The organism is Kosakonia sp. HypNH10, assembly GCF_029850615.1.
Classification (GTDB): domain Bacteria; phylum Pseudomonadota; class Gammaproteobacteria; order Enterobacterales; family Enterobacteriaceae; genus Kosakonia; species Kosakonia cowanii.
The window spans coordinates 385,013-409,592 of record NZ_JAOTIU010000002.1 but is presented as its reverse complement, the minus strand read 5'-3'; the positions used below and the strand labels follow the sequence as shown (position 1 = coordinate 409,592).

At 56.1% G+C, this 24,580-nt stretch carries 16 protein-coding genes and 1 tRNA gene; 7 read left to right on the top strand and 10 right to left on the bottom strand.

Annotation, left to right across the window (positions count from 1 at the left end; translation table 11 throughout):
• Positions 1-44 precede the first annotated feature (44 nt).
• The gene (gene yejK, locus N7V53_RS08130; RefSeq protein ID WP_076770174.1) at positions 45-1,052 is read right to left on the bottom strand and encodes a nucleoid-associated protein YejK; all 1,008 of its coding nucleotides are present in this window, start codon (positions 1,050-1,052) and stop codon (positions 45-47) included.
• Between the two features lie 133 nt (positions 1,053-1,185).
• Between yejK and N7V53_RS08125 the strand changes: the two genes are divergently transcribed.
• The 4 genes from N7V53_RS08125 (at position 1,186) to N7V53_RS08110 (ending at position 4,182) form a co-directional block, all read left to right on the top strand.
• Complete coding sequence (locus tag N7V53_RS08125; protein WP_023479697.1) at positions 1,186-1,413, top strand: YejL family protein; 228 nt, start codon at positions 1,186-1,188, stop codon at positions 1,411-1,413.
• Between the two features lie 18 nt (positions 1,414-1,431).
• Positions 1,432-3,192 carry an LPS biosynthesis-modulating metalloenzyme YejM gene (yejM, locus tag N7V53_RS08120; RefSeq protein WP_279793010.1) on the top strand — a complete coding sequence of 587 codons (1,761 nt, stop codon included), beginning with the start codon at positions 1,432-1,434 and terminating at the stop codon, positions 3,190-3,192.
• A gap of 76 nt (positions 3,193-3,268) precedes the next feature.
• Positions 3,269-3,345, top strand: a tRNA-Pro gene (locus N7V53_RS08115).
• 180 nt (positions 3,346-3,525) lie between these two features.
• Positions 3,526-4,182, top strand: coding sequence for an epoxyqueuosine reductase QueH (locus tag N7V53_RS08110; RefSeq protein WP_094421191.1), 657 nt, complete (start codon positions 3,526-3,528; stop codon positions 4,180-4,182).
• Between the two features lie 38 nt (positions 4,183-4,220).
• On the opposite strand, the gene mqo is transcribed toward N7V53_RS08110, so the two are convergent.
• Positions 4,221-5,876, bottom strand: a complete 1,656-nt coding sequence (gene mqo / locus N7V53_RS08105; protein WP_279793009.1) for a malate dehydrogenase (quinone) — start codon at positions 5,874-5,876, stop codon at positions 4,221-4,223.
• 276 nt (positions 5,877-6,152) lie between these two features.
• Between mqo and N7V53_RS08100 the strand changes: the two genes are divergently transcribed.
• Positions 6,153-7,388 carry a SulP family inorganic anion transporter gene (locus N7V53_RS08100; RefSeq protein ID WP_279793008.1) on the top strand — a complete coding sequence of 412 codons (1,236 nt, stop codon included), beginning with the start codon at positions 6,153-6,155 and terminating at the stop codon, positions 7,386-7,388.
• On the opposite strand, the gene mgtE is transcribed toward N7V53_RS08100, so the two are convergent.
• The 6 genes from mgtE to N7V53_RS08070 form a co-directional block, all read right to left on the bottom strand.
• Positions 7,351-8,787 (bottom strand): magnesium transporter, encoded by a 1,437-nt coding sequence (gene mgtE / locus N7V53_RS08095; RefSeq protein WP_094421197.1) that lies wholly within the window; start codon positions 8,785-8,787, stop codon positions 7,351-7,353. The two genes, N7V53_RS08100 and mgtE, sit on opposite strands and share 38 nt — an antisense overlap.
• Positions 8,788-8,928: 141 nt before the next feature.
• Complete coding sequence (locus tag N7V53_RS08090) at positions 8,929-10,572, bottom strand: multidrug ABC transporter permease/ATP-binding protein (RefSeq protein ID WP_279793007.1); 1,644 nt, start codon at positions 10,570-10,572, stop codon at positions 8,929-8,931.
• 67 nt (positions 10,573-10,639) lie between these two features.
• Positions 10,640-11,296 carry a DNA oxidative demethylase AlkB gene (gene alkB, locus N7V53_RS08085; protein ID WP_279793006.1) on the bottom strand — a complete coding sequence of 219 codons (657 nt, stop codon included), beginning with the start codon at positions 11,294-11,296 and terminating at the stop codon, positions 10,640-10,642.
• Positions 11,296-12,357: a bifunctional DNA-binding transcriptional regulator/O6-methylguanine-DNA methyltransferase Ada gene (ada, locus tag N7V53_RS08080; protein ID WP_279793005.1), complete on the bottom strand. Its 1,062-nt coding sequence runs from the start codon at positions 12,355-12,357 to the stop codon at positions 11,296-11,298. The genes alkB and ada overlap by 1 nt, the downstream gene beginning before the upstream one ends.
• 72 nt (positions 12,358-12,429) lie before the next feature.
• Positions 12,430-13,467 (bottom strand): FAD:protein FMN transferase ApbE, encoded by a 1,038-nt coding sequence (gene apbE, locus N7V53_RS08075; protein ID WP_279793004.1) that lies wholly within the window; start codon positions 13,465-13,467, stop codon positions 12,430-12,432.
• Between the two features lie 107 nt (positions 13,468-13,574).
• On the bottom strand, positions 13,575-14,714 hold the full coding sequence (locus tag N7V53_RS08070) for a porin OmpC (RefSeq protein WP_279793003.1): 1,140 nt from the start codon (positions 14,712-14,714) through the stop codon (positions 13,575-13,577).
• A gap of 838 nt (positions 14,715-15,552) precedes the next feature.
• On the opposite strand from N7V53_RS08070, the gene rcsD reads away from it, so the two are divergent.
• Positions 15,553-18,219, top strand: coding sequence for a phosphotransferase RcsD (rcsD, locus tag N7V53_RS08065; RefSeq protein ID WP_279793002.1), 2,667 nt, complete (start codon positions 15,553-15,555; stop codon positions 18,217-18,219).
• Between the two features lie 16 nt (positions 18,220-18,235).
• On the top strand, positions 18,236-18,886 hold the full coding sequence (gene rcsB / locus N7V53_RS08060; protein ID WP_007371125.1) for a response regulator transcription factor RcsB: 651 nt from the start codon (positions 18,236-18,238) through the stop codon (positions 18,884-18,886).
• Positions 18,887-18,929: 43 nt separating this feature from the next.
• On the opposite strand, the gene rcsC is transcribed toward rcsB, so the two are convergent.
• Positions 18,930-21,776: a two-component system sensor histidine kinase RcsC gene (gene rcsC, locus N7V53_RS08055; protein WP_279793001.1), complete on the bottom strand. Its 2,847-nt coding sequence runs from the start codon at positions 21,774-21,776 to the stop codon at positions 18,930-18,932.
• A gap of 114 nt (positions 21,777-21,890) precedes the next feature.
• The gene (gene gyrA / locus N7V53_RS08050; protein WP_124967779.1) at positions 21,891-24,530 is read right to left on the bottom strand and encodes a DNA topoisomerase (ATP-hydrolyzing) subunit A; all 2,640 of its coding nucleotides are present in this window, start codon (positions 24,528-24,530) and stop codon (positions 21,891-21,893) included.
• Between the last annotated feature and the right edge of the window lie 50 nt (positions 24,531-24,580).

The following is a 24,580-nucleotide window of genomic DNA, read 5'->3' as shown; positions in this document are numbered from 1 at the left end:
CAAGTTGAAGAAAAAACCCCGCTCCGGCGGGGTTTTTTTATGGCCTATTTTCCGCCGCTCAGCCGACGCTGCAGCTGATCGCGCAGATTCGGCGGTGTGCCTTTAATGGTCAGCGTGTCGGTAGCCGGATCCCAGAAGATACGCTCGCCAAGCAGCAGCGCATCAAAATTGATGGTCAACCCGCCGCCGCTGCCGGCATATTTGGTTAACTGCCGCAGAGTGCTGCGATCCGCCGGGAAGCTCTCTTCCAGCTCGTAGCCCTGGCCTGCGGTAAACTCTTCAAAGCTCACTTCGCTTACGCCCGCCAGCTCTTTTGAGAGCGACGCCAGCTCAATCTCCTCGCCCGCCTGCAACTGCTCGTTGCAGTAGGTGTAGACCTGCTGACGCACAGTCTGGCGCTCGGATTTATCCAGCTCCGCCTGGGCGGTAAAATCATCAACTGCTTGCAGCAGCCCACGGTTCTGCGCTTTCGCATTCAGCCCTTCGCTGGCGCCGAGGAAATCCATAAAGAAATCCGCAACCTTGCGCCCTACCCGACCTTTCAGGAAGGTGAGGTAACGCGTTGACTCCGGGTTAGTTTCCCACTCGGTTAAGTCGACGCGCGCAACGATATCGGCGTGATTGATATCAAGATAATGCGTCGAGCTGATATCGAGGTTTTCATTGACGCGCATGCTGCTTAAGTTGTTCAGCACCGCCACCAACAGATACTCCACCGCCAGATAACGGTAGTGGCAAAACAGCACAATACCGCCGTCGGCAAAGGGGTATTTCGCCAGTTCATCACGTAAGCGCCCGGTTGCCGCGCGGCTAAAGGCGAGAAACTCCTCTTCGCCCTGACGTTGCAGACGCAGCGCCTGTGCCAGCTCGCTCTCTTCATTAAACAGGCCATAGGCTTTATTTTTTGCGCTATAGACCCGGTGCAGTTCCGCCACCATCTCTTCGACGGGCGGGGTGGGTTCGAGCAAAGAATCGCGCAGCACCAGTTCAAGGGTTTGCTCATCGCGCTTGATAAGCTGGTGCAGGGCAATCTGGTTGATGTCCAGACTCATGATAAACTCTCCTTTTTGACCGGCGGTATTCAACCACCACCAACGCCGCGGTGCAACTGCTGATAAAAAAGCAGAAAAAAAGCTCTTCCTACGGTAAGATGTTGCCCTTTCATGAACAGACTGATTTCGATTTATGCCACAAATCTCCCGCTACAGTGATGAACACGTTGAACAACTGCTCAGTGAGCTGGCCAACGTACTGGAAAAACACAAAGCACCGGCCGACCTCTCTTTGATGGTGCTGGGCAATATGGTGACCAACCTGATTAACAGCAGCGTCGCCCCCGCGCAGCGTCAGGCCATCGCGACATCTTTCGCAAAGGCACTGCAATCGTCCATTGGCGACGACAAAGCGCACTAAGGGAAATCACAACAGTTTATGGTGACTAATCGTCAACGCTACCGTGAAAAAGTCTCCCAGATGGTGAGCTGGGGGCACTGGTTCGCGCTGTTCAACATTTTGTTGTCCATCGTGCTCGGTAGCCGTTACCTGTTTGTTGCCGACTGGCCGACCACGCTCTCCGGGCGTATTTACTCCTGGCTGAGCCTGGTGGGCCACTTCAGCTTTGTGGTCTTCGCCACCTATCTGCTGATCCTCTTCCCGCTGACCTTTATTGTGATGTCGCAGCGGCTGATGCGCGTGCTCTCGGCGATCCTCGCCACCGCAGGCATGACGCTGCTGCTTATCGACAGCGAAGTCTTTACCCGTTTTCACCTGCACCTCAATCCGGTGGTCTGGGAACTGGTCATTAACCCCGATCAGAACGAGATGGCCCGCGACTGGCAGCTGATGTTTATCAGCGTGCCGGTCATTTTGCTGATTGAGATGCTGTTTGCGACGTGGAGCTGGCAGAAGCTGCGCAGCCTCACGCGCCGCCGCCACTTCGCTAAGCCGGTGGCCGCCCTCTTTTTCGTCTCCTTTATTGCCACCCATGTGATGTATATCTGGGCAGACGCCAATTTCTATCGCCCGATCACTATGCAGCGCGCCAACCTGCCGCTCTCATACCCGATGACCGCGCGCCGTTTCCTTGAAAAACACGGTCTGCTGGACGCGCAGGATTACCAGCGTCGCCTGGTAGAACAAGGCAATCCGGAAGCGGTATCGGTGCAGTATCCGTTAAGCGATCTGCGCTATCTCGATATGGGCTCCGGGCAGAATGTGCTGCTGATTACCGTCGACGGGCTGAACTACGCCCGTTACGAAAAACAGATGCCGCAGCTGGCGAGTTTTGCCGGGCAGAACGTTAACTTTACCCAGCATATGAGCGCCGGGAATAACGCCGATAACGGCTATTTCGGCCTCTTCTACGGTATTTCGCCGAGCTATATGGATGGCGTGATGTCAGCACGTATCCCGGCGGCGCTGATCACCGCGCTGAATCAGCAGGGCTACCAGCTGGGTCTCTTCTCGTCCGACGGCTTCAGCAGCCCGCTCTATCGCCAGGCGCTGCTGTCTGATTTCTCGCTGCCACCAGCAAAAAGCCAGAGCGATGCGCAGACGGCCGATCAGTGGATCAGCTGGCTCTCCCATGATGCGCAGGAAGATACGCGCTGGTTCTCATGGGTCTCCTTAAACGGCACCGCCGCGCTTGATACCGATACTCCGGGCTTTGCCCGTAAATACCCCCGCGCTGCCGCCGATGTCGATGCGCAGATTGCCCGCGTGCTGGATGCGCTGCGCGCCTCCGGCAAAATGGACAACACGGTGGTAGTGATCACCGCCGGTCGCGGCATCCCGGCCGATCAGCAGGACACCACTTTCGACTGGTCGCGCAGCCGCCTGCATGTGCCGCTGGTCGTACACTGGCCGGGCACGCCCGCGCAGCGTATTACCAGGCTGACGGATCATCAGGATGTGATGACCACTCTGATGCAGCGTCTGCTGCATGTCAGCACCCCGGCTAATGAGTATTCGCAGGGTCAGGATCTCTTTACCGCCACGCGCCGCCACAACTGGGTGACCGCCGCTAACAGCAATACGCTGGCGATTACCACGCCGCAGATGACGCTGGTGCTCGATCAGAACGGTAACTACAAGTCCTGGGATGCGCAGGGCGAGAAGATCCGCGATCAGAAACCGCAGCTCAGTTTACTGCTGCAGGTGCTGACCGATGAAAAACGGTTTATCGCTAACTGATTGATTATTTATGAATCACTCAGCCTGCCCTGCACTTGCAATCAGGCAAGAAACGGGTAGTATTAGCGCCACATGTCGGCACGTAGCGCAGCCTGGTAGCGCACTGTCATGGGGTGTCAGGGGTCGGAGGTTCAAATCCTCTCGTGCCGACCAAAATTCCCCGCCGTGTTGCCTGATTCTTTTCGGCAAGACGAAGAAAAACAGCAAGTTACTTTAGCTTGCTGTTTTTTTTTGCCCGTTAAAAACCCTTTTCGCCTGGCAAACGGGTAAGCAAATCGTAATCAGGATGTTAACATAGAGACAAATTCATGCCTGTTATGATGAGTGAAACCTATGTCCGACTTAAACCGTCCACAACTCCAGCTGCCCAACGGTGCCGATAAACTGCTGCTCCACTCCTGCTGCGCCCCCTGCTCGGGTGAAGTGATGGAAGCGATCCAGGCTTCCGGTATCGACTACACCATCTTCTTCTATAACCCGAACATCCATCCGCAAAAAGAGTATGAACTGCGCAAAGAGGAGAACATCCGCTTTGCTGAGAAGCACGGCGTGCCCTTTGTCGATGCAGATTACGACACCGACAACTGGTTCGAGCGGGCGAAAGGGATGGAGTGGGAGCCTGAGCGCGGCGTGCGCTGCACAATGTGTTTTGATATGCGCTTTGAACGCACGGCGCTCTATGCCCATGAGCACGGCTTCAAAGCCATCAGCAGTTCGCTGGGCATCTCTCGCTGGAAAAATATGCAGCAAATCAATGATTGCGGCCAGCGCGCGGCGGGGCACTACCCGGAAATGGTCTACTGGGATTACAACTGGCGCAAGCAGGGCGGCTCGGCAAGGATGATTGAGATCAGCAAACGGGAGCGCTTCTATCAGCAAGAGTACTGCGGCTGCGTCTACTCCCTGCGCGACAGCAACCTGCACCGTAAATCCCAGGGCCGACCGCTGATTAAGATCGGCAAGCTCTATTACGGTGACGAGCAGGAATAAGACGAAAATCCCGGCCATCTGACCGGGATTTTTTTGCATTACAGCGCGATATCCGCAACCTGCTCATCGTCGTGATGCGGCTGCGCCACCGGCTTCTGCACCGGCGGGGTAATATCAGCTACCATCGATTCATCGCACTTCAGGCCGAGAATTTCACTGGTGTAGCGCAGCTCGGCGTCGGCGGCCTCGATATTGCCATTCAGCCCGGTACCGAACGAGGGAATAATCTCCCGGAGCTTGGTTTGCCAGGCTTCTGAAGCGAAGCGCTCGGTAAACACCTTCTCCATCAGCTCAAGCATGATCGGCGCTGCGGTTGAGGCACCCGGCGACGCGCCCAGCAACGCGGCAATGGTGCCCTCTTTGTCGCTGACCACTTCGGTGCCCAGACGCAGCACGCCGCCTTTCCCGGCTTCGCGTTTGATAATCTGCACCCGCTGCCCTGCCTGCCACAAGCGCCAGTCCTCTTTTTGCGCCAGCGGATAGTATTCACGCAGCGCATCAAAGCGGTCATCCTCGTTTTGCAGTACCTGGTTTACCAGGTATTTCACCAGGCTGAAGTTGGTCATCCCGACCGTCAGCATCGGCAAAATATTGGACGAGTTGGTTGAGCGCAGCAGATCCCACAGCGATCCATTTTTCAAAAAACGCGTGGAGAAGGTGGCGAACGGCCCAAAAAGCAGCACGCGTTTGCCATCAATTATGCGCGTATCGATATGCGGCACCGACATTGGCGGCGCGCCAACGGTCGCCTGACCGTAGACTTTCGCCAGATGGTGATTCACCACCGCCGGATCTTCCGCCACCAGGAACTGGCCGCCCACCGGGAAACCGGCATAATCGGCCGCTTCCGGAATGCCGGATTGCTGTAACAGCTTCAGCGCTGCACCGCCGGCACCGATAAAGATAAATTTCGCTTTGATCACCTGCTCAGCGCCGTTGTTCAGGTTATGCAGCGTCACGCTCCAGCTCTGATCGGCGTTGCGCTTTAAGCCGCGCACTTCGGTCGCCAGTTGCAGGGCGAAGTTCGCCTTTTTCTGCAACGAGCCAATCATCTGGCGCGTCAGCTCGCCAAAGTTAACATCGGTGCCGATCTCCGTGCGGGTCGCGGCAATTTTTTGCGAGGCATCGCGCCCTTCCATCACCAGCGGTGCCCACTGTTTGATCTGCTCAGGGTCTTCGGAGTAGCGCATGCCGCGAAACAGCGAGCACTGCTGTAGGGCTTTATAGCGCGCGCGCAGGAAGTTGACGTTGTCGTCGCCCCAGACGAGGCTCATATGCGGCACGGTATTGATAAAGGAGCGCGGGTCGCGCAGCACACCGCTTTTCACCTGGTGCGCCCAGAACTGGCGAGAGATGCGAAACGCTTCGTTGATCTCAATCGCTTTTTTGATGCTGACAGAGCCGTCCGCGCTGCGGGGGGTGTAGTTGAGTTCCATCAGGGCAGCATGCCCGGTACCGGCGTTGTTCCAGCCGTTTGAACTCTCTTGCGCCAGGGCGTCGAGACGCTCCACCATCGTAATTGACCAGTCCGGTTCAAGATCCGAAAGCCAGGTTCCCAACGTGGCACTCATGATCCCACCACCGATTAAAAGCACATCTGTTTCCTGCTCTTTCGATGCGGACGCGTCTGCTGCTTTTGAGACAGCATTAAGCCCGACAGCCATCGAAAACAGCCTGGCAGTCATTCTTTTCATGATGATATTGCCTTACTTTTAGTGCTGCTTTATTCGCATTTATAGAGGGTTAAATCGTTAGCTCGTCTAACGTAGCACTTAAAAGTCGAGATTTAAATAATGTTTAAACATTAAATAATAATTATATAAATGTTACTAATAAGTTGCTTTTATGCATTAGTTTTAACACTAATTGTTGCCCGTGTGGCGTCGGAATCTGCTATTATCCTGCGCTTTGCCAAACGCATGGATGCCGTTTGCCTCTGCTTCTATGGCACTCTCCACTTGCGGAATTTTATGACCGACAACGCTACCCCCTCCTCTTCTCAGGTAAGCGCCGTACTGCGCTCTCCAAAGCTGTTTACACGCGAAATTTTAGCCGGTGTGATCACTGCGCTGGCGCTGATCCCGGAAGTGATCTCCTTCTCGGTGATTGCCGGGGTTGACCCGAAAGTGAGCCTGATCGCCTCGGTGGTGCTCTGCTTCGCGATGTCCATTCTCGGCGGTCGTCCGGCGATGGTAACGGCGGCTGCCGGGTCAGTCGCACTGGTTATCGGTCCAATGGTCAACCAGAACGGCGTGGAATACATTTTGCCTGCGGTATTACTGGCGGGCGTGATCCAGATTATCTTCGGCCTCACCGGCATGGCGCGGCTGATGCGCTTTATTCCCCATGCGGTGATGACCGGGTTTGTTAACGCCCTCGGCATCCTGATCTTCTTTGCCCAGGTGCCCCACTTCTGGAGCAAAAACCCGCTTATTCTGGCGCTCTTCGCCCTGACGCTGCTGATTGTACTGTGGCTGCCGCGCTGGCTGAAAAGCGTGCCCGCGCCGCTGGTGGCGATTGTCGTGCTTACCGCCTATACCATCTTTAGTGGTCAGGTGTTACCCACCGTGGGTGATGAAGGCCCAATGCAGGGCGGGCTGCCGGGGCTGACCGAATGGCTGGTACCGTTTGATTTGCATACGCTGAGCATTATCTGGCCCTGCGCGCTGAGCATCGCTTTTGTCGGGCTGATGGAGTCGCTGCTGACTGCGAAATTGGTCGACGATTTAACCCATACGCCGTCGAATAAAGGGCGCGAAAGTGCCGGGCTTGGCATCGCCAATATCCTTGCCGGTTTCTATGGCGGTATTGCTGGCTGCGCGATGATTGGTCAAACCATCGTTAACGTTGAGATGGGCAAAGGGCGTACGCGTCTCTCAACCGTTGCCGCCGCGCTGGTATTGCTGCTGCTGGTCACGGCGTTAAGCGAGGTGATGGCGAAAATCCCGATGGTGGTGCTTGCCGGGATTATGGCGATTGTCGCCTTCAAGACCTTTAACTGGGGAAGCCTCAAGCCAGGCACCCTGAAGCAGGCGCCTTTCGTTGAGAGCGTGGTGATGGTGATAACGGTGATTGCCACCGTCAGCACCGGCAACCTGGCGATTGGCGTGGTTGCCGGGGTGGTGACGCTGGCGATAACGCCTGCGAAGTGGCGGGAAAAGTCGCTGTTTACAGCAAGAACAGCGTCGCCAGACCAAGAAAAATAAAGAAGCCGCCGGTGTCGGTAATGGCGGTGATCATCACGCTGGAGCCGACCGCCGGGTCGCGCCCCAGCCGGATCATCAGCATCGGGATCAGTACGCCCATTAATGCCGCCATCAGCAGATTAAGCACCATCGCCAGCATCATCACGCCGCCCAGCGCCGGGTCGCCATACAGCCACCAGGTGATGCAGCCCATCAGGCCGCCCCACACCACGCCATTGATTAACGCCACACCCATTTCGCGCAGAATAAGAAACGAGAAGTTGCCCGGCTGAATGTTTTGCAGCGCCAGCGCGCGCACAATCATGGTGATGGTCTGATTACCGGTGTTACCGCCAATACCGGCGACAATCGGCATCAACGAGGCCAGCGCCACCAGCTGCGAAATGGTGTGCTCAAAACCGTCAATCACTCGCGAGGCGATAAAGGCGGTGCAGAGGTTAAGCGCCAGCCACGCCCAGCGTGACTTTACCGCTTTGGTGACGGGGGCAAACACATCCTCTTCGGTGCTCAGACCGCCCATCTGACGCATATCGTTATCGGTCTCTTCGTAGACCACGTCGAGGATCTCATCGACGGTCAGCCGCCCCATCAGAATGCCATTCTCATCCACCACTGCGGCGCTAAGCAGGTTGTCACGCTCAAAGGTACGCGCAACACGCTCCGCCTCCTCTTCCGGCAGGAAGGTGACGGGATCGCTCTCCATCACTTCGCCCACTTCACGATCGGTGGCATTAAGCAGCAGAGTTTGCAGCGTCAGCTCGCCAACCAGCCGGTTGTCGCGATCGACCACAAACAGCTTGTCGGTGTTCTCCGGCATCTTTCCCAGACGGCGTAAGTAGCGCTGAACGGCGGCCAGCGTCACCTCCGCGCGGATGGTGATCACCTCAAACTCCATGATCGCACCGACGCAGTTTTTGCCATAGCGCATCACCTGGCGCACCCGCGCGCGCTCTTTCGGCGGCAGCGTTGCCATCATGCGCCCGGTCAGGTTGCGCGGCAGATGCTGCACCAGGTAGATCTGCTCATCAATATTGAGGGTTTCAAGCGCATCCAGCAGCGCGCGGTCGCTCATCTCATCAATCAGATCGTCCCAGACATTTTCCGAGGCTTCGAGCAGCACTTTGCCGCGCTTGTCATCTTCAATCACCCGCCACAGCGCATGGCGTTCAACCACCGGCAGCGCTTCGAGGGTATCGGCCAGATCCGGCGGCGGCAGATGGGCAGCGAGGGCGCGAACTTCAAGCAGGTGCTGATCGAGCACTTCACTGTTTACCTGCTCCACCAGCGTGATTTCGCCCAACAGCGTGGCGGTCAGGGCTTTATGGGTGGTGAGCAACCAGATAAGGCGCGCGCGCTCTTCTTCGCGCAGTTTGACACTGTTCTTTTTAATAACCGGCATGACAATCCTGAATCGAAAGCGCCCTCTCATCCGGGCGGAATAGCCTTAAGCATAGCGCCAGGTGCTAAAAAAAGGCTCAACGGTGGGGTTGTTTGGATAAAAAAACGGCAACGCTCCCCGCTTCAGCAGGGAGCGTGGTGATTACGCGGTGCGGGAAACGGCGTCGCGGGAGGCGAGCTGACGCTCTTCACCCTCCAGCTCGCTTAAGTGGCCGCTGCGCATCTCCAGCAGGCGATCGGCGTGAATAAAGTAGTGATCGTCATGGCTGATGGCGAAGATGGTTTTGCCCATCTGCTGCATCAGCGGCAACAGCACCTGGTAGAAGTCGCGCCTGAAGTGCGGATCCTGATCTGCCGCCCACTCATCCAGCAGCAGAATATCGCGCTCTTCCGCCAGCGCCAACAGCAGCGCGACGCGCTTCTTCTGCCCCTTCGACAGCTTGAGGTTGAGGATTTTGCCGTTTTCCAGCTCCAGCTTGTGCGACATCTTTAACTGCTCCAGCCACTTCGCCACCAGCGCCGGATCGGCCTGCTGCCCTTCGGGGCCAAGCAGTTCATCAAACAGCCAGACATCGGTAAACACCGCCGAGAAGAGTTTGCGGTAATCTTCCGGTTTATCCTGCGCCATCGGTTTGCCATCCAGCAGGATCTCACCGGAGAGCGGCTGATAGAGGCCGGTCAGCAGCATTGCCAGCGTCGATTTCCCGCTGCCGTTGCCGCCAATCAGAAACACCAGTTCGCCGCGCTTGAGGGTCATATTGATTGGCCCGATGGCAAAGTCGTTATCCTGATATTTAAAGGTGACATCACGCAGCTCAAGAGTTTGCCATCCGGGGAAAGCCTGCGGGCGCGGGAACTCCGGGCGGTAAGGTGCCAGCGCGAACTGCTTGAGTTTGCGAAACGCCACCTGGGCGGTGAGCAGCGTTGGCAGCGCGCCGACGGCGGAGAGCAGCGGCGTGCGCAGAAAGAGCAGCGTCAACGAGTAGGTCGCCGCGACATTGGTATTCGCCCAGCCCAGCCCGTTTGCCATCCAGAACACCAGGCCAATCGCGCCCAGCATCATAATGTTCGACCAGTTCACCGCGCTCAGGTGGAAGGTATCGGCGCGGATAATATGGTGGCGGTATTCGCGCGCATCCGGCAGGTACATCTTTTCAAACACATGCTCGGCGCGCTCGCGGTTAAGCGTAAGCTCTTTGCGCCCCTCAAGCACCGTCTGGAAATCGGTATACAGCTTATCTTCCGTCTCGCGCAGGGTCGCCATATGTTTATAGACGCGCGACACCAGCATAAATCCGCCCCAGATGGTCAGCGCCATCCAGATCACGGTGATCAGCAACATTTTACCGGAGAGCATTGCGAGATAGAGGCAGGAGCCAACGGTGAGGATAATCCCCTGCACCAGCTCCGGCAGGCGCACAAAGGCGATGGTGATATTACGGACATCGCTGGTCAGCCCGGCCAGCAACGAGGCGCTGCCCAGCTGTTCGATGCGCTCGATCGGCGTATCCAGAAGACGCTTGATAAATTCGCTGCGCAGGCGATAGACAAAGTGGTGGCCCAGTGTCGTCAGCGCCAGCTGTGAGCCGAGAGTGACGGCCATTAACAGCAGCAGCAGGCCGAGGAACTCCGGCAGCACGGCAATAGAAAGATCGACAGATTCAATCAGGCGCTGGTTAATAAAGGCAATCAGCCCGATGCCCATTGCCGCGCTGGCAAGCGACAGCGCCAGTACCGCCACAAACGGCCAGCGATACTGCCGCCAGACAAGAAGGAGAAGTTCCATAAGCGTATCCGGTCAATAAAAACAGCCAGCAGTTTAAACGGCTACCTGTTTTCATCAAGAATAATTCTTATTTTTGTTCGCTATTGCCCGCCTGGCGAAAAGTGAGGTTATAGCGGCACTCGCCGGTCAGCGGATGGTAGCCCGGCTTCAGCGGCGCAATGCCGTGATAAAAGAGGCGCGACACCCCGCCCCACACCACCACATCGCCATGCTCCAGCAGCAGACGCTGGAGCGGATCGCTGCGTTTCAGCCCGCCGAACTGGAAAACCGCCGGCAGGCCAAGCGAAACGGAGACAATCGGCGCTCGCAGATCCGGTTCATCCTTATCCTGATGCAGCGAGAGTTTGGCTCCCGGCGCATAGCGGTTGATAAGGCAAGCATCCGGGCGGAAATCGGGGTAGCCAGCGGCGGCGCTTGCCGCGTTGCAGAGCGTCACAAAGGCCTGCGGCATGGCGGGCCACGGGCGCTGCGTCTGCGGATCGGCGGCATCGTAGAGATAGCCGCGCTTGTCCGTTGTCCAGCCAAGCTGCCCACAGTTGGTCATCGCAACGGACATGGTGTAACCGCCGGGGGTAACCATATGGCGCAGCGGCGAAACGCTGACCACATCGGCGATACCGTGCATCAGCGCCTCGCTGTGCGCAAGGGCGAAACGGCGCAGTATCACGGCACCCGGTGCCAGCGGCTCCTGCCACGGTTGTTCATCGGCAAACAGATCGAGCATCAGGTCTCCTGTTGATTAGCTTCGCGCGCCAGCAGCTGCGCTTTGCGCTCGGCACCCCAGCGGTAGCCGGAGAGCGCCCCGCTCTGGCGCACCACGCGGTGGCAGGGAACAATAACCGCCAGCTTATTCGCCCCACAGGCGCTGGCGACGGCTCTGACCGCGCCGGGCTTGCCAATACTCTGTGCCAGTGCCTGGTAGCTGACTCTCTCCCCTGCCGGGATCTGACGCAGTGCTTGCCACACCTGCAACTGAAACGCGGTACCGCGTAAATCGAGCGGCAGGGTAAAGGGCGAATCGGGTCTCTCTACATGCGCAATCACCTGCCGCACGCGCGCAGTAAATTGCGGGTCATCTTCTGCCTGGCGGGCATACGGAAAGAGCTTACCGAGCTGCGCCAGTAACGCCTCATCACTTTCGGCCAGCAACACGGCGCAGATCCCGCGTTCACTCTCTGCCACCAGGCAGCGGCCGAGCGTACAATTTGTCAGGGTAAACCAGACCGGGCAGGAAGAGCCGCCGCGACGAAAGGCGCGAGCAGTCATGCCTAGCGCGGCATCCGCGTTTCGATAGTAGCTGCTGCTGTCCGGGAAGCCGGCGGCCAGCACCGCATCGGTAATGGTCTCGCTGTTCGCCAGTGTTTCGCGTAAGCGCCGGGCGCGAAACGCCTGCTGCCACGCTTTCGGCGTCACGCCGGTCACCGCTTTAAACAGACGGTGGAAATGATAAGGGCTCATGGCAACCGCCGCGGCAAGCTCTGCCAGCGTTATGGGTTGATCCTGCTCCAGCAAACGGCACGCGGCGGCTATCTTCTCCAGCCGCTGCTGCTGCGGATGCGTTTTATCCGGCTGGCAGCGTTTGCAGGGACGAAAGCCCGCTTCCAGCGCGCTGGCAACATCTTTATAGAAGCGGACATTCTGGCGCAGGGCGCGCCGCGCCGTGCAGGAGGGTCGGCAAAAAATCGCCGTAGTCAGCACGGCAAAGACAAACTGACCGTCAGCGTTCGGGTCGCGCGCCAGCACCGCCTGCCAGCATTGATCATCGGTTAATGTCGCATTGTTCATCGCAGGCTCCTTATCTAAGCTTAGCCTTACTGTGGCGGTTAGCGCGCGCGCAAACACCCGCAATCTTGCGCTTTAATTTTTATCCTTCACCAGGAAGGCGGAGAACTGCGGCGACATCCAGGTCGTGAAGCCGTCACCCTCTTTCATGATCATCATCACCGCCAGCCCTTCGCGCGTCACCACCTCTTTCGCCCGCTCGGTGCCGAGCACCATCAGGCCGGTGTCCCAGGCATCTGCTTCCAGCGCGGTCGGCGAGATCACCGTCACCGACACCAGCTTATGATTGATTGGCCGCCCGCTGCGCGGATCGATAACGTGGGAGATGCGTTTACCGTCCAGCTCATAGTAGTTGCGATAGCTGCCGGAGGTGCTGATACCGTGGCCATTAATATCGACCACCGCCTCGACGGCGTTTTCGCGATCCGTTGGCTTCTGCACCGCTACACGCCACGGCAGCCCTTTACCATTTATCCCTCGACTGACCAGCGCCCCGCCGACGGAGACCAGATAGCGGGCAATTCCCTCGCGTTCCATTAAATGCGACAGATGATCGGCGGCGTAACCCTCGCCAACCGTCGAAAGATCGACATAGAGATCGGGCAGATCTTTTTGCAGGAACTGTTCACCGGCGCGATTGATTACCGTGAGATGTTGCAGCCCGGTACGCGCTTTCGCCGCGTCGATCTGCGCCTGCGTTGGCGTCTTGATCGGCTGCTGATCCGGGCCAAAGCCCCATAAATTCACCAGCGGCCCAACGGTAATATCCATCACGCCATCGGTTTTTTTACCCACGCGTAGCGAGGTGGTGACAATATCCGCCATCGCTTCGCTGACCGGCCACGGCGCGGTGCTGCTGCTGCGGTTAAAGCGCATCAGCGCCGAATCTTTTTTCCAGGTCGACATCAGCCAGTCGTCGCTATCAAGCTGCGCCTGGATTTTCTTTTGCAGCGCTGTCGCCTGCTGCGGGGTGATATCCACCACGCTGACGCGCCATGAGGTGCCCATGGTTTTACCTTCGAGCACCGTCGGTGTGGCCTGGCTTGCCGTGTCGCAGCCGGCTAACAGAAAAAGTGCCGCCATCAGCGCGGCACGAAGAGAAGCGATCGCCATAGTTGTTATCTCCTTGCTGGCGCAAGCGTACACGAAAAAGGGATTTGCCCGAAACAGGCAATAAAAAAGGGGCCTTGCGGCCCCCTTCAATACGCGTTGTTGCGAACTTAGAACTGGTAAACCAGGCCCAGGCCAACAATGTCGTCGGTAGCAATACCGGCCGCGCGGGTAAAGGTGTTGTCGTCCAGCAGGTTGATTTTGTAATCAACATAGGTGGACATGTTTTTGTTGAAGTAGTAAGTCGCGCCAACATCAACATATTTCACCAGATCCTGGTCGCCGAAGTTAGCAGTACCGGTGTTGTTGGTGATGTCCTTACCTTTGGACTGCAGGTAAGCGATGGACGGACGCAGGCCGAAGTCGAACTGGTACTGTGCAACCACTTCGAAGTTCTGCGCTTTGTTAGCAAAACCGAAAGCAGCGCTTGGGGTACTGCCGTTAGAGGTACCGAAACGGGTTGCGTTGTAAGTCTGAGAGTACTGCGCTGCCAGGTAGATATTGTTGGCATCGTATTTCAGGCCGCCGCTGTAAACTTCAGCGCGGTCGCCATCACCGTACAGGTTCGCATTGATGCTGTTCTGATCGGCAGTACGTTTAGAGGAGGACATCGCGCCGCCAACGCTGAAGCCTTCGCCCAGATCGTAGGTCAGAGATGCCCCGTAGCCGTCGCCATTCTGGTTCAGCAGGCTGCGACCACTGGTGTTTTCACCGCTGACGCTGCCATTTTTACCCTGGTACTGCAGAGCAAAGTTCAGGCCATCAACCAGACCGAAGAAGTCGGTGTTACGGTAGGTTGCTACGCCGTTAGCACGGGACTGCATGAAGTTATCCGCGCCATAGGTGTCGCCGCCGAATTCCGGCAGAACGTCGGTCCAGGAGGTCACGTCATAGATGATGCCGTAGTTACGACCGTAGTCGAAAGAACCGGTGTCAGCTACGCGGATACCTGCGAAGGCCAGACGGGTCCATGCCTGATCGCTCTCACCTTCTGAGCTGTTCGCCTGAACGTTGTATTCCCACTGGCCGTAACCGGTTACCTGATCGTTAACCTGGGTTTCGCCCTTGAAGCCAAAACGCACGTAGCTCTTATCGCCATCAGAACCGTTGTCGTCAGAAAAATAGTGCAGGCCGTCTACTTTGCCGTAGAGATCTAATTTGTTGCCGTTTTTATTATAAACTTCAGCCGCATTTGCTGCGCCCGCTACCAGCAGAGCCGGTACCAGGAGGGACAGAACTTTAACTTTCATTTTATTAACCCTCTGTTATATGCATTTTTATTGCCACTGCTTGCTGATTAACCCTCAAATCAGCTGGCGATTCATTGTGCGCAAAAATCAAAAATAATCCAACAGGAATATGATACGAAAACTTTGAAGATGTTTCATATCTAAAGCTAAATGTTTCCATTTGTAATTTTGCGGGAACTTTTTGAAAGCACTAAAAGCCAATAAATAAGAAAAAAGGCGGATGAAATACAGTTCTTTACTTATAAAAACAGCAACTTACTAAAATTTAAAATGAGAGCACTGAATGCCAAACCGAAAGCAGAATTGGTGTCTAAAATAATCGACGCTATCATCATTAACTTTATTTATTACCGTCATTCGAATCTGAATGTCTGTTTACCCCTCTTCAAACCGGATGCCCTGCATTCGGTTTTTTTTTACCTTTCTTTACATCAGTTGATACTTAAGATTTATATAGTCGCCATTTGTAATGACTATTAATTAATCAATAATCGTACCAGAGTTGATCCTCAAACATATTTAGAAAGTTAATATCTTGTTATTTCGTGCGATATTTTGCCAGCGAAACGGTAAATAGGACTTCAGAGCGGCGTTTTTTTACGCCTTTGCTGCACTATGGGTACAGAATGCATATTCATGCACCCCCCAGGCATTTCCTGAAAAGAGAGTCTGGAAATTCACCCATTTACCGATATACTGCCTGCTGAACATTACTCTGCAGCACACTACCTTTACGCCCGCGGCCCACCAAACGCGACGCTAACGGCATGGCAGCAACATTGTCTCAGCGCAGGCTGAAAGTTATCAGCCGTGTTGTCATAACGGGTTACACACACGAATGAGTCAATCGGACACAATGATTCCTGGCAAATTTTCCCTGATACCGGGCAACATTACCCGTTACTTCCTTTTATTGATTATTGTCCTGCTGGTCACCATGGGCGTGATGATCCAGAGCGCGGTCAACGCGTGGCTGAAGGACAAGAGTTATCAAATTGTTGATACCACCCATGCTATTCATAAGCGCATCGATATCTGGCGCTATGCGACCTGGCAGATTTACGATAACATCGCTGCTGCCCCCGCCTCCTCCGGCGAAGGCTTGCAGGAGACGCGTTTAAAGCAGGACGTTTACTACCTCGAAAAACCGCGTCGCAAGACGGAAGCGCTGATTTTCGGCTCCCACGACAGTTCGACGCTGGAGATGACCCAGCGTATTTCGACCTATCTTGATACGCTGTGGGGCGCGGAAACCGTGCCGTGGTCGATGTACTACCTCAACGGCCAGGATAACAGCATGATCCTGGTCTCGACGCTGCCGCTTAAGGATCTTACCTCCGGTTTTAAAGATTCGATGATCAGCAATATCGTCGATACCCGCCGCGCGGAGATGCTCCAGCAGGCGAACGCCCTTGATGAGCGCGAAAGCTTCTCCTCGCTGCGCCGTCTTGCCTGGCAGAACGGTCACTACTTTACGCTGCGCACCACCTTTAACCAGCCGGGCCATCTTGCAACCGTTGTTGCCTTCGATCTGCCGATCAACGATTTGATTCCGCCCGGTATGACGCTGGACAGCTTCCGCCTCGATCCCGATACCACGCCGGGTAGCGCACGCGCGCAGGATAAAGAGACCACCGATAGCGTCTCAGTAAACTTCAACAGTTCGCGCATTGAGATCTCCTCTGCGCTGAACGGCACCGGTTTACGCCTGGTGTGGCAAGTGCCGTTCGGCACCCTGCTGCTTGATACCCTGCAAAACGTTCTGCTGCCGCTGCTGCTGAATATTGGTCTGCTGGCGCTGGCACTGTTTGGTTACACCACCTTTCGCCAGATGCCAGGTCGCAAGAGCGATACGCTCGCGACGCCGGGCGCGAATAATGAGCTGCGCGTGCTGCGCGCCTTTAATGAAGAGATTGTCTCCCTGCTGCCGCTGGGTCTGCTGGTTCACGATCAGGAAGCCAACCGCACGGTGCTGAGTAATAAAATTGCCGACCACCTGCTGCCGCACCTCAATTTGCAGAACATTACCGCGATGGCGGATCAGCACCAGGGCGTGATCCAGGCGACCATCAATAATGAGCTATATGAGATCCGCCAGTTCCGCAGCCAGGTAGCGTCGCGTACGCAGATCTTTATTATTCGCGATCAGGATCGCGAAGTGCTGGTCAATAAGAAGCTCAAGCAGGCGCAACGGCTGTATGAGAAGAACCAGCAGGGCCGCGCGGCATTTATGAATAACCTCGCCGAAGCGCTCAAACAGCCGGTGAGAGCGCTGGCCAGTGACGCAGCGGCGATTGAGAGCAACGAGGCTAATCGCCTTGCCGATCACGCTGACCGACTGGTGCAGCTGGTGGATGAACTTCAGCTGGCAAATATGCTGGAGAACGACACCTGGAAAGGCACCTCCTCCCTCTTCTCTATTCAGGATCTGATTGATGAAGTGGTGCCGGAAGTGCTGCCGGTGATCAAGCGTAAAGGTTTGCAGCTGCTGATCAACAACCATCTTCCTGCCAATGAGGAGCGTCACGGCGATCGCGATGCGCTGCGTCGCATCATGCTGCTGCTGATTCAGTATGCGGTGACCACCACGCAGATGGGCAAAATCACCCTCGAAGTGAGCATGGACGAATCCGCAGACGACCGGCTGACCTTCCGCATTCTGGATACCGGCGTCGGCGTTAACGCCAGCGAAATTGATAATCTGCACTTCCCGTTCCTTAACGAAACGCAGGGCGATCAGTTTGGCAAGGCAAATGCCCTCACCTTCTGGCTTTGCGATCAGTTGGCCCGTAAACTGGGCGGACATCTCAATATTAAGGCGCGTGAAGATCTCGGCACCCGCTACTCTCTGCATGTGAAAATGGCCGTTCGCGCACAGCAGGGCGAGAGCGAAGAGAAATTGCTCGATGATGTGGTGGCGATGATTGATATTACGTCGAATGAAATTCGTAATATTGTGGTGCGTCAGCTGGAGAATTGGGGGGCAAGCTGCATTTCGCCCGATGAGCGATTATCTAATCAAGAATACGATCTCTTTTTAACAGATAATCCGTCAAATCTTACAGCTTCAGGATTGCTTTTAAGCGATGATGAGGTCGGCGTGCGGAAAATTGGTCCAGGCCAGTTGCGCGTCAATTTTAATATGAGTAATGCAATGCAGGGAGCAATATTGCAGCTCATTGAGGAGCAGCTGGCGCAGGAGGAAGTCACGGAGTCGCCTTTAGGCGGCGATGAGAATGCTGAACTCCATGCCAGCGGCTATTACGCGCTGTTTGTCGACACAGTTCCCGATGATGTTAAGAGGTTGTATACTGAATCGGCTTCGCGCGATTTCGCTGCGCTGGCACAGACGGCGCACCGCCTTAAGGGCGTGTTTGCCATGCTTAATCTGGTACCTGGTAAGCAGTTGTGTGAAACGCTGGAGCAATTAATTCGCGAGAGTGATGCTCCAGGCATAGAAAATTACATCAGCGACATTGACGCTTACGTCAAAAGCTTGCTGTAGCAAGGTAGCCTAATACATGAACAATATGAACGTAATTATTGCCGATGACCATCCGATTGTACTGTTCGGTATTCGCAAGTCACTTGAACAGATCGAATGGGTAAATGTAGTCGGTGAATTTGAAGACTCTACAGCGCTTATCAACAACCTGCCGAAACTTGAGGCCAATGTATTGATCACCGATCTGTCAATGCCGGGCGACAAATACGGCGATGGCATTACGCTGATCAAATACATCAAGCGCCACTTCCCGGCGCTGTCGATTATCGTGCTTACCATGAATAATAACCCGGCAATTCTCAGCGCCGTTCTGGATCTCGATATCGAAGGTATCGTACTGAAACAGGGCGCGCCGACCGATCTGCCGAAAGCGCTGGCGGCACTGCAAAAGGGTAAGAAGTTCACCCCGGAGAGTGTCTCCCGTCTGCTGGAGAAAATCAGCGCCGGTGGTTATGGCGATAAGCGCCTGTCACCGAAAGAGAGTGAAGTGCTGCGCCTGTTCGCAGAAGGTTTCCTGGTGACGGAGATTGCCAAGAAGCTGAACCGCAGCATTAAGACCATCAGCAGCCAGAAGAAATCAGCAATGATGAAACTGGGTGTCGATAACGATATCGCCCTGCTGAACTACCTCTCTTCCGTGACGCTCACCCAGACGGAAAAAGAGTAATCCCCGTAACCCCGGCACTCGCCGGGGTTCGTTTTTCTTAGCCCTACTTCCTGCTTTTTCTCACCCGTGCGGCGTACGCAGCCAGCGTCTGCTTCAGCACATCCAGCGTTACCGGTTTCGACAGACAGCTATCCATACCCGACTCCAGACAGCGCTGCTTCTCTTCGGCCAGGGCGTTCGCCGTCACGCCGATCACCGGCAGCGTCAGCCCAAGCTGGCGAATGCGCTGCGTCAGGCGGTAACCATCCATATTCGGCATGTTCACGTCACTGAGCACAATATCGATCGGGTTCTTACTCAACACATTGAGCGCATCGACACCGTCATTGGCGGTTTTACACTGATAGCCAAGCGATCCCAGTTGATCGGCCAGCAGGCGGCGGTTGATAGGATGATCGTCCACCACGAGGATCATCATATCCTCGTTATTCTCCATCTCGCCGGAATCAACTGCTAAGGCACTTGCCGCCTGCGCCTCGGCCACCGGCACGCGATAGATGCGGCCCAGCAGCGCCAGCAGATCGTGCGGCGAAGCAACGCTGTGCAGCCACTCGCCCGGCGCGCGCTCAAGCGGAATACCAATATGGCGGCGCGAGAAGATGATCGCCGCGCGCCCGGTCCAGGGTTGCGGCAGCTCATCATCGGTGATCAGCGTATCCTGGTTGCCCAGTTCATGGCCGTCATACTGTTTAACCTGAATGCCGTTCCACTCCAGCAGGTTATGCAGGTATGCAGACAGCCAGGCATTGCGCACCGCCAGCCAGCAGCAGGTCTCCGCCAGCCCATCCACATCGGCCGGCACCGTTGGCACCGCGCTGTAGAGCGGAATGCGGATGGTAAACTGGCTGCCCATGCCCGGTTCGGTATCGACAGCAATATCGCCATCCATCATGTTGACCAGCTTTTCACAGATCGCCAGCCCCAGACCGGTGCCCTGGAAGTTACGCTGCACGCCAGTGCCAACCTGGAAGAAGGGATCGAACAAGCGCACCACCTCTTTGCCCGGAATACCGACCCCGGTGTCACGCACACGAATGCTGAGATACTCCATATCACACTGCACATGCAGCACGATGCAGCCCATATCGGTGAACTTAATCGCATTACTTAACAGGTTGGAAATCACCTGTTGCAGGCGCATCGGATCGCCATTAATCGCCAGCGGCACATCCGGCTCGATAAAGCAGTAGAGCCCAAGCTGCTTGCGCACTACCAGCGGCAGATAGTTGGCAGTGATATGGCTCATTACTTCGCGCGGCGAGAACTCGCGCGGCTCGATTTTCAGCTGTTCAGACTCAATTTTCGAGAAGTCGAGAATGTCGCTGATGATCTTCAGCAGCAGGCTCGAGGAGTTGTTCATCGCGGTAACCAGTCGGTCGACACCTTTCGGCAGCTCTTTGGTCTGCAACAGATCGAGGTTACCGATAATGCCGTACAGCGGCGTGCGCAGCTCATGGCTCACTGTCGCAAGGAACATCGACTTCGACTGGCTCGCCTGCTCTGCCGCCTGCGCCATCTCCTGTAGCGACTCCTCCATTTTGACGCGGGCGGAGACATCCACCAGCACGCAGATCGCCACGTTCTCATTGCGATAGCGCGAATGCACAAAGCTGATTTGCAGGTTGGTGTTGTTGCTGGTTAACACATCAACAAAGTTAACCTGCTGCCCGCAGATAATTTGCGTCAGCCTTTGGCGATCCTCATGGGTCAGCATATTGAGGTAGTTATGCGCCAGCTCGTTACTCAGTATGTTGGTGCCATCCTGGGTTCGCAGGATACAGATCCCCACCGGCGCGGAGGCAACAATCTTACGGTTGAACTGCTCATGCTCTTCAAGCCGCTGCGCATCGTTCTCCGCCGGAATAAATATGCGCCGCTCATAGAGGCGCGCCAGGGTAAACAGCGCCACCCCGACCAGCACATTAAGCAGCACTGCGTTGAGGATCAGCATGCGGATGCGCTCCAGCACCACGTCCACCGGCACGGAGTAGACCACGCTCAGGGAGGATGGCGGCAGCGTCTTCTTGAGGATCAGCTCGCGGAAACCGGAGGTGTAACCAAACCAGGAGCGCTCCTGCAGCCAGCGCGGATCGGCGGTAATGCCGTTCTCCTGCCCGGTCAGCGAGAGCAAGGTATGACCATTCTCATCAAGAATAGTGACGCCCATCGGCAGCGTACCTGGCGTAAAGAAGTTCTCCATCCGGATCGACTGCTCGGTGCCGAGCAGCGCCTGCAGGCGGTTGCCGAGGTAGACCGGCGTCAGCGCGTAGAAATAGCCGATGCCCGGGCGCGGCCCCTGGCTCATCCAGTAGACGTTATTACTGCGCTCATCCTGCGGCGCATTGCGATATTTGACGATCCGCTCATGCAGGCTTTTTAGCGTGTCATCCCGCTCGACCGGCATATCACGCAGGCCGAAGTCGGCCATACAGAGGTTGTCGCTGCCAATCAGAAAGACACGGTTCAGATCGTACGCAGCCGAAAAATTATCGCGCCAGTAGCGCATAAACCACGCCAGCGACTCCAGAGAGCCGCGCCAGGCGCTGCCCATCGCCGAGCAATCGGAATCGGGAAAGAGCGGCAAGAAGGCCGGCACGTCGGTTTTATCGCCGCGGGAGCGCGACGTCAGGATGCCGTTGTCCGCCGTCAGGCGATTTTCAGCAATATACTTCAGCTCCTTCATCACATCAGAGGTGCGCTGAATATAGCGCTGCGCCTGATCGGAACTGAGGTTGAACTCCTGGCGGATCTCCGACTCTTTGTCATGCAGGGCATTAACGATGTAAAAGACGGAGAAAAAGGCAATTAACAGCCAGAGTAATAGCGCCAGCGCCCTGAACAGATAGCGGGAAACTTTCAGGGTACTGCGAAAAGAGACGAGGTATTTCAACCTGGGGAAACTCCGCCACAAGGAAGTTAAAAAAGAGTGTGCTTAAAGTAGCGATAAATCGCAGATGCCGCAAGGCAATGAAAAAGGGCCGGAAACCCGGCCCTTTGTAACGCGTTACTCGGCGTCTTCGTCGTCCGCCGCGTCGTCGTCACTATCGACTTCCGGCGCGATGTCCTCATCGCCTTCCGCAACGCTGCCGTCGATGGAGTCAAGCTCTTCATCATCCACCGGCTCAGCGACACGCTGCAGACCAACAACGTTTTCATCTTCTGCGGTGCGGATCAGGATCACGCCCTGGGTGTTACGACCCACCACGCTGATCTCCGACACGCGCGTACGCACCAGCGTACCGGCATCGGTGATCATCATGATCTGATCGCAATCATCGACCTGAACCGCGCCGACTACCGAACCGTTACGCTCGGTCACCTTGATGGAGATAACGCCCTGCGTACCACGGGATTTGGTCGGGTACTCCGCTCCTGCGGTACGTTTACCGTAACCGTTCTGCGTCACCGTCAGGATTGCGCCTTCGCCGCGCGGCACGATCAGCGAAACTACGCTGTCGTTTTCCGCCAGGCGAATACCGCGCACGCCGGTCGCAGTACGACCCATCGCACGCACGGCGCTCTCTTTAAAGCGCACCACTTTCCCGGCGGCGGAGAAGAGCATCACGTCGTCGCTGCCGTCGGTCAGGTTCACGCCAATCAGCTCATCGCCTTCGTTCAGGTTGACGGCGATAATCCCCGCAGAGCGTGGACGGCTGAACTCGGTAAGCGCGGTTTTCTTCACGGTACCGCTGGCGGTCGCCATAAAGACGTTCACGCCCTCTTCATATTCACGTACCGGCAGAATGGCGGTAATACGCTCATTCGGCTCCAGCGGCAGCAGGTTGACGATCGGACGACCGCGCGCGCCACGGCTCGCTTCCGGCAGCTGGTAGACCTTCATCCAGTAGAGACGGCCACGGCTGGAGAAGCAGAGGATCGTGTCGTGGGTGTTGGCCACCAGCAGACGGTCGATGAAGTCCTCTTCTTTAATGCGCGCGGCAGATTTCCCTTTCCCGCCGCGACGCTGCGCTTCGTAATCGGTCAGCGGCTGATACTTCACGTAGCCCTGATGCGACAGCGTCACCACAACATCTTCCTGGTTGATCAGGTCTTCGATGTTGATATCTGCGGTGTTAGCGGTGATTTCGGTGCGGCGCTCGTCGCCAAACTGCTCGCGAACCAGCTCAAGCTCCTCGCGAATCACTTCCATCAGGCGCTCAGCGCTGCCGAGGATGTGCAGTAATTCAGCGATCTGCTCCAGCAGTTCTTTGTACTCTTCGAGCAGTTTTTCATGCTCAAGGCCGGTCAGTTTCTGCAGACGCAGATCCAGAATCGCCTGTGCCTGCTGTTCGGTCAGGTAGTATTTACCGTCACGAATGCCGAACTCCGGCTCCAGCCACTCAGGACGCGCGGCGTCATCACCGGCACGCTCGAGCATCGCAGAAACGTTGCCCAGATCCCACGGCTGCGCGATCAGGCCCGCTTTCGCTTCGGCCGGGGTCGGCGCACGACGGATCAGTTCGATGATCGGGTCGATATTCGCCAGTGCAACGGCAAGCGCTTCAAGGATGTGCGCGCGGTCACGGGCTTTACGCAGTTCGAAAATAGTACGGCGCGTCACCACTTCACGGCGGTGGCGCACAAACGCGGCCAGAATATCTTTCAGCGGCATGATCTTCGGCTGACCATGGTGCAGCGCAACCATGTTGATACCGAAGGAGACCTGCAGCTGCGTCTGGGAGTAGAGGTTGTTCAGCACCACTTCGCCAACGGCGTCGCGCTTCACTTCAATCACGATGCGCATACCGTCTTTATCAGACTCGTCGCGCAGCGCGCTGATACCTTCAACGCGTTTCTCTTTTACCAGCTCGGCAATCTTCTCGATCAGGCGCGCTTTGTTCACCTGGTAAGGAATCTCATGCACGATAATCGTTTCGCGGCCGTTTTTCGCGTCGGTTTCTACTTCCGCGCGGGCGCGAATATAGATTTTGCCGCGACCGGTGCGGTAGGCTTCTTCAATGCCACGGCGACCATTGATGATCGCGGCGGTCGGGAAGTCCGGCCCCGGAATATGGGTCATCAGCTCTTCAACGCTGATCTCTTCATTATCGATATAGGCCAGGCAGCCGTTGATCACTTCCGTCAGGTTGTGCGGCGGAATGTTGGTAGCCATACCGACAGCGATCCCGGAAGCGCCGTTAACCAGCAGGTTCGGGATCTTGGTTGGCATCACATCTGGGATTCGCTCAGTGCCGTCGTAGTTATCAACGTAATCGACGGTCTCTTTTTCCAGATCGGCCATCAGCTCATGGGCGATTTTCGCCAGGCGGATTTCCGTATAACGCATTGCCGCGGCGGAGTCGCCATCGATGGAACCGAAGTTCCCCTGGCCGTCGACCAGCATATAACGCAGCGAAAACGGCTGTGCCATACGAACAATGGTGTCATACACCGCGGAATCACCATGGGGATGGTACTTACCGATTACGTCACCAACGACACGGGCAGATTTTTTGTAGGCTTTATTCCAGTCATTGCCCAATACGTTCATGGCGTAAAGTACGCGACGGTGAACCGGTTTCAGGCCATCTCGGACATCCGGAAGCGCACGGCCAACAATGACCGACATCGCATAGTCCAGATAGGAGCTCTTCAGCTCTTCCTCGATGTTAACCGGTGTAATTTCTCTCGCAAGGTCGCTCATCTAACCGCTATCCCTCTACTGTATCCCGGATTCAAAGGTCGCAAATTATA